The 18,223-nt window shown below is 49.8% G+C and carries 17 protein-coding genes; 5 read left to right on the top strand and 12 right to left on the bottom strand.

The window, feature by feature from the left end; genetic code table 11:
- Positions 1-21: 21 nt before the first annotated feature.
- Complete coding sequence (locus BN3279_RS14390; RefSeq protein ID WP_059051887.1) at positions 22-1,302, top strand: glycoside hydrolase family 125 protein; 1,281 nt, start codon at positions 22-24, stop codon at positions 1,300-1,302.
- A 108-nt stretch (positions 1,303-1,410) separates the two neighbouring features.
- On the opposite strand, the gene BN3279_RS14385 is transcribed toward BN3279_RS14390, so the two are convergent.
- The 5 genes from BN3279_RS14385 to cymR form a co-directional block, all read right to left on the bottom strand.
- Positions 1,411-2,040 (bottom strand): copper amine oxidase N-terminal domain-containing protein, encoded by a 630-nt coding sequence (locus BN3279_RS14385; protein ID WP_059051886.1) that lies wholly within the window; start codon positions 2,038-2,040, stop codon positions 1,411-1,413.
- Between the two features lie 99 nt (positions 2,041-2,139).
- The gene (locus tag BN3279_RS14380; protein ID WP_059051885.1) at positions 2,140-3,369 is read right to left on the bottom strand and encodes an MFS transporter; all 1,230 of its coding nucleotides are present in this window, start codon (positions 3,367-3,369) and stop codon (positions 2,140-2,142) included.
- A 100-nt stretch (positions 3,370-3,469) separates the two neighbouring features.
- Positions 3,470-4,057 (bottom strand): TetR/AcrR family transcriptional regulator, encoded by a 588-nt coding sequence (locus BN3279_RS14375; protein ID WP_059051884.1) that lies wholly within the window; start codon positions 4,055-4,057, stop codon positions 3,470-3,472.
- A gap of 92 nt (positions 4,058-4,149) precedes the next feature.
- On the bottom strand, positions 4,150-5,025 hold the full coding sequence (locus tag BN3279_RS14370) for a cation diffusion facilitator family transporter (RefSeq protein ID WP_059051883.1): 876 nt from the start codon (positions 5,023-5,025) through the stop codon (positions 4,150-4,152).
- 323 nt (positions 5,026-5,348) lie between these two features.
- The gene (gene cymR, locus BN3279_RS14365; protein WP_059051882.1) at positions 5,349-5,768 is read right to left on the bottom strand and encodes a cysteine metabolism transcriptional regulator CymR; all 420 of its coding nucleotides are present in this window, start codon (positions 5,766-5,768) and stop codon (positions 5,349-5,351) included.
- Positions 5,769-6,009: 241 nt separating this feature from the next.
- Here cymR and mnmA point away from each other — a divergent pair, with 241 nt between their 5' ends.
- Entirely contained in the window at positions 6,010-7,122 is a 1,113-nt protein-coding gene (mnmA, locus tag BN3279_RS14360; protein WP_059051881.1) for a tRNA 2-thiouridine(34) synthase MnmA, read from the top strand.
- Positions 7,119-7,445: a hypothetical protein gene (locus BN3279_RS14355; protein ID WP_059051880.1), complete on the top strand. Its 327-nt coding sequence runs from the start codon at positions 7,119-7,121 to the stop codon at positions 7,443-7,445. The genes mnmA and BN3279_RS14355 overlap by 4 nt, the downstream gene beginning before the upstream one ends.
- A 76-nt stretch (positions 7,446-7,521) precedes the next feature.
- Here BN3279_RS14355 and BN3279_RS14350 read toward each other — a convergent pair whose 3' ends face one another.
- Entirely contained in the window at positions 7,522-8,832 is a 1,311-nt protein-coding gene (locus BN3279_RS14350; RefSeq protein WP_059051879.1) for a replication-associated recombination protein A, read from the bottom strand.
- Between the two features lie 413 nt (positions 8,833-9,245).
- On the opposite strand from BN3279_RS14350, the gene BN3279_RS14345 reads away from it, so the two are divergent.
- Positions 9,246-9,542: a CD3324 family protein gene (locus tag BN3279_RS14345; RefSeq protein WP_059054418.1), complete on the top strand. Its 297-nt coding sequence runs from the start codon at positions 9,246-9,248 to the stop codon at positions 9,540-9,542.
- Between the two features lie 210 nt (positions 9,543-9,752).
- On the top strand, positions 9,753-10,697 hold the full coding sequence (locus BN3279_RS24270) for an HNH endonuclease (protein ID WP_232436861.1): 945 nt from the start codon (positions 9,753-9,755) through the stop codon (positions 10,695-10,697).
- On the opposite strand, the gene BN3279_RS14335 is transcribed toward BN3279_RS24270, so the two are convergent.
- The 6 genes from BN3279_RS14335 to BN3279_RS24020 all read right to left on the bottom strand — a co-directional run bounded on the left by BN3279_RS14335 (position 10,682) and on the right by BN3279_RS24020 (position 18,187).
- Complete coding sequence (locus BN3279_RS14335; RefSeq protein WP_059051878.1) at positions 10,682-12,802, bottom strand: HelD family protein; 2,121 nt, start codon at positions 12,800-12,802, stop codon at positions 10,682-10,684. The two genes, BN3279_RS24270 and BN3279_RS14335, sit on opposite strands and share 16 nt — an antisense overlap.
- Before the next feature lie 194 nt (positions 12,803-12,996).
- Positions 12,997-13,749, bottom strand: a complete 753-nt coding sequence (locus tag BN3279_RS14330; protein ID WP_059051877.1) for a tRNA threonylcarbamoyladenosine dehydratase — start codon at positions 13,747-13,749, stop codon at positions 12,997-12,999.
- Between the two features lie 26 nt (positions 13,750-13,775).
- Positions 13,776-15,554 carry an aspartate--tRNA ligase gene (gene aspS, locus BN3279_RS14325; protein WP_059051876.1) on the bottom strand — a complete coding sequence of 593 codons (1,779 nt, stop codon included), beginning with the start codon at positions 15,552-15,554 and terminating at the stop codon, positions 13,776-13,778.
- Between the two features lie 25 nt (positions 15,555-15,579).
- Positions 15,580-16,824 carry a histidine--tRNA ligase gene (hisS, locus tag BN3279_RS14320; protein WP_059051875.1) on the bottom strand — a complete coding sequence of 415 codons (1,245 nt, stop codon included), beginning with the start codon at positions 16,822-16,824 and terminating at the stop codon, positions 15,580-15,582.
- Between the two features lie 587 nt (positions 16,825-17,411).
- The gene (locus BN3279_RS14315) at positions 17,412-17,870 is read right to left on the bottom strand and encodes a hypothetical protein (RefSeq protein ID WP_059051874.1); all 459 of its coding nucleotides are present in this window, start codon (positions 17,868-17,870) and stop codon (positions 17,412-17,414) included.
- A gap of 149 nt (positions 17,871-18,019) precedes the next feature.
- On the bottom strand, positions 18,020-18,187 hold the full coding sequence (locus tag BN3279_RS24020) for a hypothetical protein (RefSeq protein WP_187377801.1): 168 nt from the start codon (positions 18,185-18,187) through the stop codon (positions 18,020-18,022).
- Positions 18,188-18,223 lie beyond the last annotated feature (36 nt).

Here is an 18,223-nt window from a genome sequence, read left to right as displayed (position 1 = left end):
CATTATTAGGAGGAACTGAACATGAAACTACCTGCATCCATTGAACGATTCCTGGACGAAGCCGACGTACGGCTGGCCAATCATCCCAAACTGAAGCAATTGTTCCGCAACTGCTTCCCCAATACGCTGGAGACAACCACCAAGCTGCTGGACGATGGCACGACCTTTGTTTTTACCGGAGATATTCCCGCTATGTGGCTACGCGATTCCGTAGAACAAGTGCGCCACTACATCCCGTTTGCCAAAGGGGATGAGGAGCTGCAGCGTATTATCGGCGGGCTGGTAAAACGTCAAATGTTCTATATTAATATTGATCCTTATACCAACGCATTTAATGAAACGGCCAATGACAAGCATTACCGGGACACGGATGAATGCGATTTGAATCCCTGGATGTGGGAGCGCAAATACGAACTTGATTCCTTGTGCTTCCCCGTACAGCTTGCTTACTCCTTCTGGCGTGAGACCGGCAACGAGACCATCTTCGATGAAGCCAGCTATCAAGCTTTGAGCCGAGTCGTTCAGGTTCTGAAGACAGAGCAACGTCATATGGAGCAATCCCCTTACCGCTTTGTTCGCCAAACCCATCAGGAGACAGAAACCTTGCAAAATGATGGCATGGGGCTTCCAGTCAATTATACGGGTATGACCTGGTCCGGCTTCCGTTCCAGCGATGACGCCTGCCTGTTCGGCTATAACATTCCAGCGAATATGTTTGCTGTCGTGATCCTCGGGCATATCCGCGATATCGCCAAGGAAGTGTACAAGGATGAGCGTCTGGCCGAGCGCGCAGAGAAGCTGCGCAAGGAAATCGATTACGGCATTCGCGCCTACGGCATCGTAAATCACCCGACGTACGGCAAGATTTACGCTTACGAAACCGACGGCTTCGGCAACTATTGCTTGATGGACGATGCCGGGACACCGGGCTTGATGTCCATACCTTATCTAGGCTACGTCTCGGCAGATGATCCCATCTATCAGAATACCCGCCGGTTTGCGTTGAGCTTTGATAACCCGTTCTATTTCGAAGGTAAATTTGCCAAGGGCATCGGAAGCCCGCATACACCAGGTGGTTATGTGTGGCATATGGCCCTGTCGATGCAAGCTCTGACCTCCAATAACGATGCTGAAATCAAAGAGTTAATTGATACGCTTATCGCAACAGATGCCGATACGGGCTACATGCACGAAGGGTTCCATCCCGACAATCCGGCTGACTTCTCACGGGAATGGTTCGCCTGGTCCAACAGCTTGTTCGCTGCGCTGATTTGCAAGGCTATGGACAAGGGATTGGTTTAAGCCAACCCTTCACCACGTAAGCACATAAAGAACATCATTAAACATTACAAAGCAACCCCCTTTCAGGCTCCTCTGAACCTGTGAAGGGGGTTGCTCTATTCATTAACTTTATTCACTGGTAATGCTTAGCGTATCGCTTGCCTTGTCATAGCTGAGACTGGCATTAAGTCCTCTGGCAACCGCTTGGGCCGGAACATAGGTTATGCCGTTTAGTACCTTCGGTGCAGCACTTAGCGTCTCAGCCACCCCGTTATAGAATATTTTTGAGCTGCCAATGGTTAAAGTAATCTCTTGTTCACCCTTCACGATCCGAATTGTTTGCGTATCGGCATCCCATGAAGTTGCCGCACCCAGGCTCTCGGCCAATTCGCGGAGAGGAACCAGATTTATATTTTGCACAAGGATCGGACTACTGCTGAGAACGACTACCTCACCGTTGACTTTAAGCTTCAGACTTGATTTCTCATATGAAGGAGCAGATGCTTTCTTCGTCGTTTGTTTTGTTGTCTTGGTAGCCTTGATCTGTGTGCTTTTCGTGTTGGAATCCGAGGACTTCTTGGATTTGGAGCTTCCTCCATTATGGTAATGATACTCTCCGTACTCCAGTCCCCATTTCTCGCAGTTCGTGCGACAGGTGTGTCCACCGTTGGAATCGGTACGGCCAGGATGCGCCGCAGCGGGAACACTTGCTGTAGCCAGTACAATAACTAAAGTGAAGAACAAAGCCACTTTTCTCATAGACTTGACCTCCCTGGTTATTCTTTCCTATCCAGTATAGCATGACCAGGTTGACTTTTTGGGCTTTGTCCTCACTTTTATCAGCGTACGATATTGTTCTTACGAGTGGGTCTGCGCCTGCTGTGCTGACGAACTCGCTTGGAGCGTTGCCTTGTTAGGTCTTAGGGCCAGCACAAAGCATAAAATCAGCACAATAGCCGCCGAAATATAAGGATAGTTAATATTCATATCAAACAAGGCTCCTGCTACTAGCGGGCCTGCAATATTCCCCAAGCTGGTATACGCCGAATTCAAACCGGCCACATACCCCTGCTGATCCCCCGCCATCTTGGATAACTGCGTTCCCACGGCGGGACGCAAAATATCAATAGACAGGAATACCAGAAACGTAACCAGAAAAATCAGCCAGTAACGATGAACGAACAGTGTTAGCAAAATGCACAAGCCCGCTGAAATTAAGGTAATGGAGATGACTCGCTTCTCTCCAAACCGGTTAAGAATAGCGCCAAATACCGTCGCTTGCACCACTGCACCCGAGATTGAGCCAAAGGTAATGATCATGGCAATATCACGCGGGGTAAAGCCAAACTTATGATCCACAAAGAGACCGAAGACTGTCTCATAATTTGCTAAGCCAAACGAAAGTACGAATACAATAATCAAGCTGATGAAATAAGGCTGGCGATAGGAACGCGCCAATTGTACAAACAAGTTCTCTTCCACTCGTTTCGTCCCCTGTTTGCTTTCTTCTTGATTACTTTGCTCACCGCGAGATTCTGGTAGCATAAAGCTGGTGACAATTGCTGCCACCAATCCGGCAACGGCTGCCGCATAGAACGGAACACGTATTCCGAATTCAGCGATATAACCACCAATACCAGGGCCAATAATAAAACCGGTGGTAATAGCCGCATTAATTAGTCCCATGCCCTTGGCCCGTTCGGCTCCACTGGTTACGTCTGCTGCATAGGCCATGACGGCTGGCATGATGAAAGCTGCGCCAACGCCGCCCAGCATTCTGGCTGTAAACAGTAATAGCGGAGTGCTCGCCGCGCCGAAAATCCATTCCGACAAACCAAATACCAGCATCCCGGCAACGATAATCTTTTTCCGACCGAGCGAATCAGACAATCGCCCAGCAAATGGAGAAAATAGTAGCTGAGTCAGCGAAAAAGCCGCCACCAGCATCCCGACCATACTGCCACTGATATGCAGTTCCGTCATGTAGGTAGGCATGATAGGGATGACAAGTCCGATACCCATAAACACAAGAAAGATATTAAGCATCAACAGCAAAATAGCACCGTTATTGCGTAGTAGTAAAGACATGATGATTCCTCCAAATACCATTAGAATAAATTTATTACTAGTATATATACTGAACGTTCGGTCTGTATTAAGCGAAAGAAAAAATATCTAAGAACTACCTCTAAGAAGATATTCCTTTCAAAAACACCGTAATGGATGCACGGTATAGCCGCCGCACTTCGCCCAACTTGACAAGACGTGTCATCTGACTTAAGCCCACCATCAAACTTTCGAGCAGCACGGACAATGCCTCCGCATCTCCCTGAAATTCGCCGGAAGCAATGCCTTGTTCCAGCAGGTCCTTGTTAAAAGCAAAGTGGTTGGCAAAAATATCGGCCAGCTTGACTCGAACCTCTTCGGACAAATTATCGCCGCCCACGAACTCATCCATAGCCTTGGCCATTGGATGATCCACATCCTCCAATGCCATCTGATCCGCCATCGCATACAATTTATCGGTCGCCGTCGGATATAAATGCTCCTTCTCCTTCCAGCGATACTCCCAATCCGCATCCCATTCCTCAATCAGATAAAGGAACAGACCTTCCTTGCTCTTAAAATGATAATAGATATTCCCCTTGCTGCTGCCTGTAGCCTTTACGATATCTTCGATCGAGGTCGCCTTATAGCCCTTCTTAAAAATCAATTCCTTGGCCGCCTCCGTGATTCGCCTTCTCGTTTCCAAGCTTTGCTGCAGCTTCTTGTTCATAGGAACACCTCACTTTATACTGAACGTTCGTTCTGTATCTTAACAGACGATGGCCTGTATGGTCAACTGGAAGATCGTGAACCTCAATTGCGCTACTTGGAAGGCTCGTAGTGCACATGGACTTCCAGCACTTCTGTAGATTTCTTCAGCTCATTCTCAACATTCGTAGCGACATTATGAGCCTCTTGAAACCCCAGTCCACCTTTAATAGATAAAACAACATCAACAATAGCGCTACTTCCATAATTTCTTGCCCGCAGTTCTTTCACCTCTTCGACGCCCTCCACCTGCTTTACAGCCTCCTTGAAGGACAGTATAGCCGTTTCGTCAAAGCCGTCAGATAAATGAAGGGAAGCTTCACGAAAAATATCCCATGCGGTCTTACAAATAACAACACCTACAATAACAGCCGTTACAGAATCCAGCCAGGGAAAACCAAACTGAGATCCTATAATACCTATGACGGCCCCAATACTAACCAAGGCATCAGACATATTATCTTTGGCAGCCGCCATAACCGCCTGACTTTTAATTTTTATCGCGAGACTTTTGTTGTAACGATATACGAAATACATAACCATTGCACAAAAAAGGCCCGTCCAAACTGAAATCAGGTCAGGTACCTGCTGATTCCGCTGAAATACGGAAATAACGGCTGTGATCAGAACCTGTATCCCTACGGCCATCATGATAAAAGAGGCAACTAATGAAGCGATAGTCTCCGATTTCCAGTGTCCATAAGGATGGTCCTCATCCGCCGGCCTTTGGGCTAATTTGAGACCAATCAGCACCGCTATAGAGGCAACAATATCTGTTGCATTATTTAAACCGTCCGCTTTCAGGGCTTCCGAATTTGATACTACCCCGATGATTAGCTTCAACGTAGACAAACAAACATAAGCAATGATACTTATGATGGCTCCGCGTTCACCCAATTTTAAATTCTCAAAGCGCTGTTGTTGTTCCATCATTTAATCTCCCCTATCGCCCCTGAACTTCGCTTCTAAATACTAACAGACGCGATTTGAGTGGGTCTAGAGAAACGTTTTTATACAAAGGACGAAAAATGTCCCTTATCAAAGAAGGTTGCACAAAGCCAAAATGTTTGCAGCCTTTATCGTTGCACTTTTAACATACCATTGAAAGGAAAAAGAAGTGACCCACTCTAAGGTCGGCACCTGTGAGGGTCACTTCTTCATGAATTAAACTTTCTTGGAGGGCATAACCCCACTCAAGTTGTTTGTACAGAGGACGGTTTGCCGACCGTCCTTGTTTCTATTGTTATCGTAAACTAGATATAGAACATATAATTTTGCTTTAACCCATGCTCTTCATAATTCACAAGACTATCCAGTGTGGTCGAATCGAGCACTTCCGCAATACTATCGCGAATTCGCAGCCACAAATCACGTTTGGCTGGATCGTCTTCTTCGGTGAAGTCTACCGGAGAAATCGGTCCTTCCAGTACACGGATAATGTCTCCTGCGGTAATCTCAGTGGCTTCACGGGCCAAAATATATCCGCCATACGCTCCACGCACACTCTTCACGAGTCCGGCGTTACGCAGCGGTGCAATCAATTGCTCCAAATAATGCTCGGATAATTGGTTTTTCTCGGCAATGCTTTTCAGCGAGGTAGGTCCCTCACCAAACTTTGCAGCAAGCTCCATCATGATGGTCAGCCCGTAGCGTCCTTTTGTCGAAATTTTCAAACAAGGCACCTCTTTCAATTTTCGAGTAATCTTTATATAATTAGGATTTAATCAAGTAAAGACAGTATGGGGCAACAAGCCGCCATAATTGCCAGAGATTCCGGTTCTTCCCCGAAAAATCTCTCTATTCCTATCTTTAACCTATGCTTATCGTAACATATCACAGGTCTTTTGGAAAATAAAGTCCCGGTTATGATAAAATAAACGGCAGAGCGCACGGCGCTCAAAGGAGTGAACATCTATGGCAAAGCCAAATCATGAAACCCGCGTCGTCGTCGGCATGTCCGGCGGGGTCGATTCTTCGGTGACAGCCCTGCTGCTTAAGCAGCAAGGGTACGATGTCATCGGCATATTTATGAAGAACTGGGACGATACCGACGAGTTCGGCCATTGCACCGCTGAAGAGGATGCAGAAGACGTAAGGCGCGTCTGCGAGCAATTGGATATCCCCTACTATACGGTAAACTTTGAGAAGCAATACTTTGATAAAGTATTTGCCTATTTCCTCGAAGAATATAAGCGAGGCCGTACACCAAACCCGGATGTCATGTGTAACCGGGAGATCAAGTTCGGCGAGTTCCTCAACAAGGCGCTGGACCTTGGCGCTGACTACGTAGCGACGGGTCATTACGCCCGTGTCGTTGTAGAAGACGGCGTGTACAAGCTGCTGCGTGGTGTAGATAATAACAAGGATCAAACCTATTTCCTGAATGCGCTAAGCCAGGAGCAGCTATCCAAGGCCATGTTCCCCATCGGCCATCTGCCTAAACCGGAAGTTCGTCGCTTGGCCGAGGAAGCGGGACTTTACACTGCCAAGAAGAAGGACAGTACAGGAGTTTGCTTTATCGGAGAGCGTAACTTCAAGGAATTTCTGAGCAACTACCTTCCAGCCAAATCCGGCGACATGGTCGATATCGCTACCGGAGAAGTAAAGGGCCGCCATGATGGCCTGATGTATTACACCCTGGGCCAACGCCAAGGACTTGGCATCGGTGGCTCGGGCACGGGAGAACCCTGGTTTGTAGCTGATAAGGATTTGGACAAGAATATTCTGTATGTTGTGCAAGGCGACCAGCACCCAAGCCTATATTCCACCTCGCTTATAGCTTCGGGTATCAACTGGATTGCAGGCGCAGACAAGCTGCCGGAAGGGCCGTTTCGTTGCAGTGCAAAATTCCGTTATCGTCAGCCGGATCAAGGCGTTACTATAATTCCTCAAGCGGACGGCACGTTGCATGTGCAGTTTGACCAGCCCCAAAAGGCTATTACACCGGGTCAAGCCGTCGTGTTCTATCAAGACGAAGAATGCCTGGGCGGGGGTACTATCGAAGTTCCGGCGAAGGTACAAATATGAGGTTAACTGTAACAGAAGATCACAAGGGTGAAGGGGAATTTCCCACATTTTCGGTTGGATCAACAATAACAAACATTGCACCCTGCAAAAAGTTTAAAAATTGGGTGGAAGGCACTGTAGAACAGTACACTACGTATTTTCCAACAGATTATATTAAGAACGATAAATTAATCTGTAATTATAACCCTACCGAGTTAATTGCACGACAAGGTAGTGCCGTAAACCTGCTTCAAGTTGTTTATGAATGGGCCTTAGTGGAGAATGAGACAGGGGCGATTGGCTGGCTGCCTTTTGAGAAACTAAGATCTTTAGACGAAAATTAAACTGCAGCAAAATATTAACGGCCCCTTCCCGGCATGGTTCTAAACCATACCGGGAAGGGGCTTTATTTGTCTTGTCCTACTTCGATTTGCGCCGCAGTTCCTGATTATGCTTGATCTTCGCTTCATTTCCTTGTTCCGTGGCTTGATAGAAGGTCCGTCCGGCAAGCCGCTTCGGCAAATACTCCTGTTGTACATAATGCCCCGGATAATCATGCGGATACTTATAACCTTCATGCCCCAGCTTCATGGCTCCCTTGTAGTGCGTGTCCCGCAAATGTAGCGGCACCTCGGCAGAAGTAATCTCTTCGATAGCAGCCAGTGCCTTGCCGATGGTCGTTACAACTCCATCCGACTTAGGGCTCTCCACCGCGAATAGAATGGCCTGTACCACATTGAGGCGGGCTTCGGGCCAGCCATTATTACGGTAAGCATCCAGAGCGCTGACTGACTGCACCAAAGCTTGTGGATTGGCCAGCCCAATATCCTCGCTACTGGCCGCAATTAAGCGGCGGATAAACGTCATCGGGTCCATACCCAGCTTCTCTACCGCATACAAGAACCAGAACACAGCAGCATCGCTGGAGCCACGAATGCTCTTGTGGAACGCAGACAACACATCATATTGTGTAGATTCATCGGCCTTGACGAGTGGACGACGAATGGATTCTTCCGCTACCTCCAGGGTAACATGCACCGTACCGTCCGATTGCGGCGGTGTCGTCATCGCAGCTAGTTCGAGCGCGTTTAACGCCCGGCGAATATCACCGTTGGCCATGGCCGCAATATGTAGCAGCGCCTCCTCATCTACCGTTAGCTGCATGAATCCCAGCCCCTTCTCGGTATCCAACAGCGCCCGCCGCATAGCCAGAAGCGAATGCTCCTTGGTGAGCGATTCAAGCTGAAACAGCGTAGAGCGACTCATCAAAGCGCCATTTACATAATGGAACGGATTTTCCGTCGTCGCCCCTATAAATATGATCGTCCCCTTCTCCACCGCAGGCAACAACGCATCCTGTCTCGAGCTGTTGAACCGGTGTACCTCGTCGAGGAACAGGATCGTCTTGGTCCCGTAAAAAGCCTTGTCATTATGCGCCTTCTCAATCACTTCCCGAACGTCCTTGACCGAGGCATCGACCGCATTCAGACGGATAAATTCCGCCTTGGTATGTGCCGAAATAATATGGGCCAGTGTGGTCTTACCGCAGCCGGGAGGGCCATACAGCAAAATGGAAGATACCTGATCCGCCTCAATGGCCCGGCGCAATAGCTTGCCTGGACCCACGATATGCTCCTGCCCTATATATTCATCCAGCGAGGTCGGGCGCATCCGATCAGCCAGCAGCCGCCCCGCCGTTCCTTTGTCTTCTTGGTAAGAAAATAAATCCACGTATAGTCACTTCCTTGATTGTTACATATTCCCTAGTATAGGATAACCCTATTTATTCTAGCACATCTACATCAATTGAACTAACCGTTATCCGGGAGTAAAAAATACTTATAATTGTTCTTTCGCTTTCTTCTTCATGGCAGATATGAGTTAATATAGTTGTCGGGCCGACGAATCACGTGAAAGGGGGCTGATCGAAGTGATTTCAGTGAGTGAGGTGGTTTCCGCGTAAGCGGAAACCCGATACAAGCGGGGGGCTGGGAACAGCTCCCCTTATTTTCGTTTTTCCTGAGCCTATGTTAAGATAAACGCAAGCAAAAAACCGAAACCGAAAGGGGGATTTACGGCCATGTTGACTTATATCGTAATTGCTGCAACAGAACAAGGACCACGAAATAAGGAGGCACATGATCGTGAACTACAAAAATGGGAAGGATGTTCTTCCCCCTAGGTTACTGCAAGAGCTACAAAATTATATTCAGGGAGAATTACTCTACATCCCCAAGCTGAATCACTCAAGGGCCTTATGGGGCGAACTCAGCGGCACCCGGAATTCTATCGCAAGCCGCAATGAGGAGATTTATCGGCAATACCGTAGTGGTAGTACCGTAGGCGAATTGGCTACAAGCTATCATCTATCCGAAGAAAGCATACGCAAAATTGTGACCAAGGTGCGCTCGCTCCAACAGCCGGCCACCGTGACCGAATAGCTCATATATGCATAGAAAAATAAAAGAAGCCCTTCCGTTATCGAAATTGACTAGCAGGGAAACATCCCGCAACGGTCTTTTCTTAAGGTGGGCTTCTTTGGCATATACCAGATCACTCCAAGCTGCGGCCAGGCAAATATGGAGTGTGGGCCTGGCGAAGGTTATAATAGAATTATGTCTTCACAGTTCGTTTGAATAGAGGTGATTTTTTTGACTCAGCAATCAGAACAGGCAAGCACTCCGGCAAAGGCCGTTAAAATATGTGCCTATTGTGGCGAAACGAGACCCGTAGGCGAGTTCCTGCGTCGTACAGGCAAGCGCTCTGGCAAGGGAGAACGCCGCGGGGCCTGTCGTGCCTGCCGTGCGGAACGCAAACGGCAGGCCATGGCGAAGGACAAGCACAGCACCGAGTCTGACTATGATGCGAAGCCGCAAGATAGTGAGCAAGATGTCCACAAGCCGTTCAACGGAGGCAGGACCAACATACTACCGCAAACCCAAGCTACTGTACCTGGCGCTGAGCCAGCAGAGACAGCTCCAACATTAGTGAAGCAGGTGCGCAAGCGCAAGCGGAAACGCCGCAGAGGCAAGACCGGGACAGAGGCAGCAGCCCTCGCCCGCGGCAACATAACCTCTGCCCTGCAAGACGGCGAGAACAAGGCTGGTATTGAGGCTCAGCTTGTTACCCGCAGCGCGGCGGGGGTACATGCCGCGCCCAAGCGCCGCATCAAACGGGCACTGCCCGCGCCCCCGCCGAGAGTTGAGGGACCTGACGTGCGGACCCTTCGTCCGAACAAGAACGGGATGATTCGCATGCGTGGACGGACCGACAAGGGCAGACGGTGGCAACAAGAGGTGGAGCTTGAACTCGCTGTTACGCTCGTCCGCGAGCATATGGCCGTTATCGTTAACCCATTTACGATCCGCCGTCTCTACACCAACAAGGCGTTTCGCCGTTACATCCTGAATCGGGACAACTATACCTGCTTCTTCTGCGGTGAATACGGTGATACCATCGATCATTTGCTCCCCAAAGCCAAGGGCGGTCATACCACCCCCGTCAACTGTGTCTGCGCCTGTAACCTCTGCAACCAGAGCAAGGCAGACCGCTTTCTGGAGGACTTTATTGAAGACGACGTTTATCCAGCTACGTAAGGAGGCAATTCCTCGCCATGCAGGAGCCACAGCGCATGCAGCGCCCGGGTGCATCCAACGTAAAGCAACTTGGCATCATTAACCCCATAATGGCTGGCATCCACGTCGGTAACGATAACCGCATCGAATTCCAGACCCTTGGACAGATAAACCGGCAGTACCGACACCCCGCCTGCATATTCCCTGAGCTCACCATCGATCAAGTTGGCATCCATGCCGCCAGCAACAAGCTCAGCATGCAGGCTTTTCGCATCCTCACTCGTCCTAGTCAGCACTGCCGCCGTGCGGATGGTACCTGCCAAAGCCTCATCCAGTATCTGGCGAAGCACCTCTGGGCGGCCTCCCCCACTAGCCTTCAGGAGCCGCACTGGCTCTCCGCTGCGGAACACGGGCACGGCCAGTAAATCTGCCCCAACCCCCCGTTGCAAAATCTCATTCGCGAACTGAATAATTTCCATCGTCGAGCGGTAGCTCCGGGTCAGCGCAAAATAAGCCGTCTCCTCCGGCCCAAACAAGCTGCTCATTTCCTCCCAGCGACGCACCCCTTTGTAGTAATGGATGCCTTGCGACAGGTCCCCGAGAATGGTGAAGGAATGTCCCTTCACAAAGCGATCCAGCACGTAGACTTGAAAAGGAGAGAAATCCTGCGCTTCATCAATGACCACATGGTCAAATGTCAGCTTACCGTCAATCTCATGAATCAATGTATATAGATACAACAAGCCGGGCAGATCCTCTTCCCTTACCACATTTTTCTTCAGCCGAGCTTGTGTTTCTTTTAGAATGCCTGCAGGTATTCGATGCTTCACATCAACCAAGTCTGCCGCCTTATTACTTCCCTTGCCAGCTTGGAACATTTCCTTATACAGGCTAAGGGGCGTCAGTTCAGGCCACTTCTTGGCGTAGCTCTTCTCCCTTTGCTGGGCCTTCTTCTTACGTTCCTTCAGCGCAGCCGCCGAAGGAGAATGCTTAAGACGCATCTCAATCCAGCGATGAATACGGGCCAGTACCCTTTCCTTACGGAGCGCTACCGGGTAATGCCGATATTCGCCTTCAAACCAGCCGATAATTTCCTCGCGGGACAACCTGGCTCCATCCCAAGGCTCAAAGTCTCCCTCAGGCACACAACTAGACTCCAGACTAACCACAGCATCATCAATAATCTCCTTGAAAGCCATCGAGCCCTTGAAGCGACCCGGCAACTCCTCTTCCTTCCGCGCCTCCTCATGGTCAGCAGCATCGAACCAGCCAGACAATACGTCCGATCCGTCCAGATCTATTTCTCCTAGCTCCAGAACCTTGCCTGCCCAATCACTGAATGTGCTCTGCTGGATATCGCCAACCCCAAGCTCAGGCAACACATCAGAGATATAATCGATGAACATATGATTCGGCGCAAAGATAACCATCCGTTCTGCACGAATCTGCTCCTTGTACTGATACAATAAAAAAGCCAGCCGATGTAGCGCCACCGTCGTCTTCCCACTACCGGCCACCCCTTGAATAATCAACGCCGTATTTTTAGCCGCACGAATAATCTTGTCCTGCTCGGCCTGGATGGTCGAGACGATATCACGCAGGCGATTATCCTTATTCTCGCCTAGCCGGTAAACGAGGAATTCATCCGATACCGCAGGACCGTCACTCTCTCGATTGTAAGTATCCGCTACCCGATCCAGAATACCCTTGCGAATAACGATATTCCGCTTCAGATACACAAGGCCTTCAATTACGCCCTCAGGTGCCGTATATGCCGCATCATCCCCGCCGGTAAACGAATAGAACAGACTGGCTGCCGGAGCCCGCCAATCAATCACAATCGGCTCCTTGCCCTCAGTGTCGCCCACGCCTACCTTGCCAATATATAACGGGGTTTTGCCCTTTCCCTTCTCCTCAAAATCCAGTCGGCCAAAATACGGCTCGCGCACCGATTGCTCCAGTTGCTTCCTCTGGCTCTCCCGGTTCTCTTCCAGTAATTGCTCGGTAAAGTCCTGCCCCGTATACACCGGAATTCCCCGCAATCGTTGCAGTTGCTTGTCTATCTCCTCTAGGGTGCGGTCAAGCCGCGCTACCTCTTCTTGATAGGCACTTTGAAAATGTTCCATATTTCAGTTACCTCCTAAGGTTTCGTATGTTGCTCCACTTCTATCTGGCTTCGGAGCAAAAGGAGCTTCATTATACCACTAATGAACATGCATCGCACATTTATTTTCTGTCATGCAAAAGAAGCACAGAGCCGATGACATCCATCGATTCTGCGCTTCTTTTGTGCGTGTTAAAAAAGTTGGGTGCCGGAGCGTTATACTCGTACTCCGCCACGTTCCAGAAGCTCACGTACAGCCACGCTGACCATAATGAGTCCGACCACGGGTGGAACAAAGGAGTTACTGGCCGGAGGTTGCTTCGCTTTGCGAATTTTGGCGCCCGCCGGGGCAATCTTCTCCGTTACGTCGGCACGAGGTTTCACCGGAGTCTCGGTTGAGAAGACAACCTTGACTCCTTTCTTGATTCCCTGCTCCCGCAGCTTATGCCGGATGACCCGAGCCATAGGGTCCATATGAGTTTTGGAAATGTCCGTCACCTCGAACTTGGTGGGGTCCATCTTATTGGCCGCGCCCATGCTCGACAAGATCGGAATCTTGCGTCTCAGACATTCCTTGATCAAATGAACCTTGTATATAATCGTGTCGGAAGCATCCAGAACATAATCGATATCATACTTGAACAGTTCCTCGTAAGTCTCCTCCGTATAGAACATGTTCAAGGCGATCGTTTCGCATTCCGGATTGATTAGCTTGATTCGCTCGCACATCAAATCGGCTTTCTTCTGGCCGACCGTCGTGGTCAACGCATGAATTTGCCGGTTAATGTTCGTAATGTCCACAACATCCTTGTCGATCAGGATGATGCGGCCGATGCCGGTACGAGCCAATCCTTCGACGGCCATTGCACCCACACCACCTATTCCCAGAACAGCTACCGTGCTCTTCTTCAAAACATCCAAGCCCTCAACGCCAATGGCAAGTTCGGTCCGTGAAAATTGATGAAGCATATTCTATCGCACCTCCTGAGGGATCATTATTTCTTGGCTTCAGCCGGTTTAGGTGCCAGCTTGATATGCAATTGCTCCAACTGCGGCGCATCCACCTCGGAAGGGGCATTCATGAGCAAGTCCGTAGCGCTGGCTGTTTTCGGGAACGCAATCGTTTCACGCAGATTGGAACGGCCGGTAAGCAGCATAACGAGACGGTCGAAGCCAAAGGCAATCCCACCGTGCGGCGGCGTGCCATATTCGAAGGCATCCATCAAATAACCAAATTTGTCCTGAGCTTCTTCAGGTGAAAGACCGATAGCTTTGAACATTTGCTCCTGTACCTCACGTTTGTAAATCCGCATCGAACCGCCGCCTACTTCGTAGCCATTCAGTACGAGGTCATAAGCTTGAGCAAGAATTTTCCCTGGATCGGTGTCGAACAACGCCAGATCTTCCTCACGTGGACGGGTGAACGGATGATGCTCTGCCACATAACGTTTTTGCTCTTCATCCCAGCCCAGCAGAGGGAAGTCCACCACCCAGGCAAATTTGTATACACTATCGTCAATCAAGCCAAGCTGACGACCGATTTTCAAACGTAATGCGCCTAACACATCGGCAACAACCTTCTTGTTATCTGCGGAGAATAACAGCAGATCGCCTTCTTCCGCTCCGGTACGTTCCTTAATAGCGACAATTTCCTCTTCCGTGAAGAACTTCACGATAGGACCACGGAACTCGCCTTCCTTCACTTGAATCCAGGCCAGTCCCTTAGCACCGTAGCGAGCCGCGTAAGGACCCAGATCATCGATATCCTTCCGGCTCCAGGTACCGCAACCTTTGGCGTTAAGCACTTTAACTTCTCCGCCTTTATCAACCACCGAAGCAAAGACCTTCACTCCGCTTCCGGCAACCAGGTCACTGACATTAACCAGTTCCAGGCCAAAGCGCAGGTCCGGCTTGTCAGAGCCGTATTTGCCAATAGCATCGGCATAACTCAAGCGTTGAAACGGCGTCTCAATGTCGACACCCTTGGTTTCCTTAAAGAGACGAACAACGAGCTTCTCCATCATGTCCAGCAACTCGTCACGAGACAGGAAGGATGTCTCGATATCGACCTGAGTGAACTCCGGTTGACGGTCTGCACGCAAGTCCTCATCCCGGAAGCAACGAGCGATTTGATAATAACGCTCTACTCCGCTGACCATCAGCAACTGTTTATACAATTGCGGAGATTGCGGAAGTGCAAAGAATTCTCCCGGATGCACGCGGCTTGGTACCAGGTAGTCACGAGCGCCTTCCGGCGAGCTTTTCGTCAGAATTGGAGTTTCTACCTCAACAAATCCTTCTCCATCAAGGAAATCGCGGAATACCTTGGCTGCTTTGGAACGAAGCCGCAAGGTTTGTTGCATTTCCGGACGACGCAAGTCCAGGTAACGATATTTCAGACGCAATGATTCATCGACCTCAACACCGTCTTCAATGAAGAATGGCGGAGTCTTCGCTGCGTTCAGCACTTCGATCTCCGTGATTTGCACTTCAATTTGCCCTGTCGGCAAATTCGGGTTCACCGTCTCTGCATCCCGCTCTACCACTTTGCCCGTTACAGCAAGCACGTATTCGCTACGCACTTTATCAGCAACTTGTAGCGCTTCGCCCGAATACGCCGGGTTGAAGACAACTTGCACGATGCCACTGCGATCACGCAGATCAATAAACAATACGCCCCCCAAGTCGCGTCTTGTTTGCACCCAGCCGTTTAATGTAACGGTTTCTCCGATGTTGGCAGTGCTGAGCACGCCGCATTGATGCGTTCTTTTCATGTGAATTCTCCTTTATGTGAGTAGTTTAGTTCAATTCATTAACCAGGTCGGTCAGCTTCACGGTACGCTGCTCCCCATTCTCCATCGACTTAAGCGCAATCTCGCCACGAGCTAATTCATCATCGCCAAGAATCGCTGTATAGCGAGCTTGCATCCGGTCAGCAGACTTCATCTGCGCCTTCATCTTACGTCCAAGATAATCTCGCTCGGCAGAGAAACCTGCTTGACGCAATTTGAAGATTTGAGTTGTAATCTCCTTGTCTGCCGCTTCACCCAGAGCAACCAGATACACGTCCAGCGGCTTGGCCTCGCCAAGAGCAATTTCCTGCTTCTCCAGAATGAGAGCGATCCGTTCCAGGCCAAGTGCCATTCCGATTCCCGGCTGATCAGGACCCCCTACCTCGGCCACCAAGCCATTGTAGCGGCCACCGCCGCCAATCGTATCGATGGCACCGATGCCCTCAGCTTTATATTCAAACGCTGTATGCGTGTAATAATCCAAGCCGCGCACCAGCCTAGGATTAATGACATAATCCACTTCCATCGCGCTCAACAGCTCCTGGACTCTGGCAAAATGAGCTGTACACTCTTCATCCAGACTTTCCAGTATCGAAGGAGCGTTTACGAACTTCTCCTGGTCAACTTTGCAGTCCAGTACCCGCAGCGGATTACGCTCCATCCGGGCCTGGCAGTCCTTGCACAAGCTGTCCTTCATTGGCAGCAGGAAGGACAGCAGCTTCTCCCGGTAAGCCGCCCGGCTCTCCGGATTGCCAACGGAATTGATCTCTACCTTCACGCCCTGCAGTCCCAGTTCGCGGCAATACTGGTAGCCTAATGCCACCACTTCTGCATCAATCGCGGGGTCCGTTGCTCCGAAGGCCTCAACTCCGAACTGATGGAACTGACGTTGTCGTCCAGCCTGGGGCCGCTCATACCGGAACATAGGCCCGATATAATACAGCTTGCTTACATCGGGCTCCCCGTACAGCTTGTTCTCCACGTAAGAACGAACTACCCCCGCCGTCCCTTCGGGGCGAAGCGTCATACTGCGATCGCCTTTATCGAGGAAAGTATACATTTCCTTCTCAACGATATCCGTCGTTTCTCCTACACCACGCTCAAATAGCGAAGTCTGTTCGAAGATAGGAGTGCGAATCTCGCGGTAATTGAACCGGCGGCATAAATCTCTGGCCTTCTCCTCTGCAAACTGCCATTTCTCAACAAAGCCCGGGAGCAGATCCTGGGTACCCGTCGGTTTTTGAAAAGCCATCTCCCTCATCCTCCATCCATTAATCAGCTCAGAAAAATAAAAAACTCCCGTCCCTGTTTGTATCAAACAAACAGGGACGGGAGACCGATTATACGATTCACCCGTGGTGCCACCCACATTCCGAACTTGTCCCCAATTATAGGGAGAACAAATTCGCTTGAAGCGGTTATCGCCCGCCTACGCCGCGCGTCTACTCTAACTACTTATTTCGCCGCCGGTTCTCAGGGAAGTCCTTCGTTCAATCATCACCGGAATCCTTCCAGCCTGCCTTATGCTTATTAGCCTGCATCGTGTATTGCTCATGCAGCTACCTGCCAAGGCCTGGGATTCCTCTCTGTGGATGTGGGGTTGAATTACTTTGTCCCGTCATCGAATCATGATATTACTGTTACATGAACTGTTATTTTATGATTGTATGCAACCACCGCACTAAAGTCAAGCCTATCTATCACGAAAAAGCTTGCCAAAAGAAAAAAGACCTGACACCAACGGGGTGCAGGTCCAAAAGATACTATATTAAAAGGGGGTCATGCTGTTATTATATACAGGCAATGTTAAAGGAACATGAATCTAATATTACAGTTGTATTACAGGTCAGATATATAAGCTCCCTGACCACGTAATTTTTTTACGATCTCCTCATAATCATGCTCCTTGACCTTAGCGCTAAGTACATATTTTAAATCATCGGGATTCACATCTCCGCGAGGTTCCTCATTTTCCCGGTTACCCCTCTGCGCAAGCTCTTCATCGTCTGGTTCATTCACGGCTAACCCTGCTACAGCCAGCCCAGGTAGAGCACCTGTCCCCTCACGAATGGTTCCTGGCAGTGGAACTGCACCCTGATTACCTACATTAGCACCCGTAGCCCCGGAGGCTCCTCCGGTATTTACCGGAAGGAAGGGGAACCGGATTCTGTCGTTATCGCTCAGACCGTCCTCTGCATACCCCGCCTCCACCTGCTCAACCTCAAACGGGAGCAAGCTTAAACGCGCACCCTCCACCTTATCTTCTGTACTGAAATATGCCTGAATATGCCTCGTCATGCCAATCACTCCTTTTCTTTGAGATTCAATTCTCAAGAAACACGGGGGTCTCTTAGGTTGTTATTACCCTAAACGATGGACTTTATGTCAGGTCAGGAGTATTTTTTGCTTTTTTAGTCCAAAAAAAAGAGCCCCTGGGCTCCCGAACATTAGCTTCCCGGTCGTGGAAGCCACTCCGCAGAGGGCTTTATCTCGCGCGGGATCATCTCAAATTGTTCCGGAGCGGCCAGACGGGCCAAGCTCCGTGCTTCGGCCAGGCCTCCCGCATAAACCAGCGGTGTGGCCTGCCAATCTCGGGACTTTGCGGATTGACGCATAGCTCAAGCTCCTTCGCAGCATGGATGCTTCTTCTG

Source organism: Paenibacillus senegalimassiliensis, assembly GCF_001486585.1.
Classification (GTDB): domain Bacteria; phylum Bacillota; class Bacilli; order Paenibacillales; family Paenibacillaceae; genus Fontibacillus; species Fontibacillus senegalimassiliensis.
The sequence above is the reverse complement of the archived record's forward strand: the minus strand, read 5'-3'. Positions and strand labels throughout refer to the sequence as shown.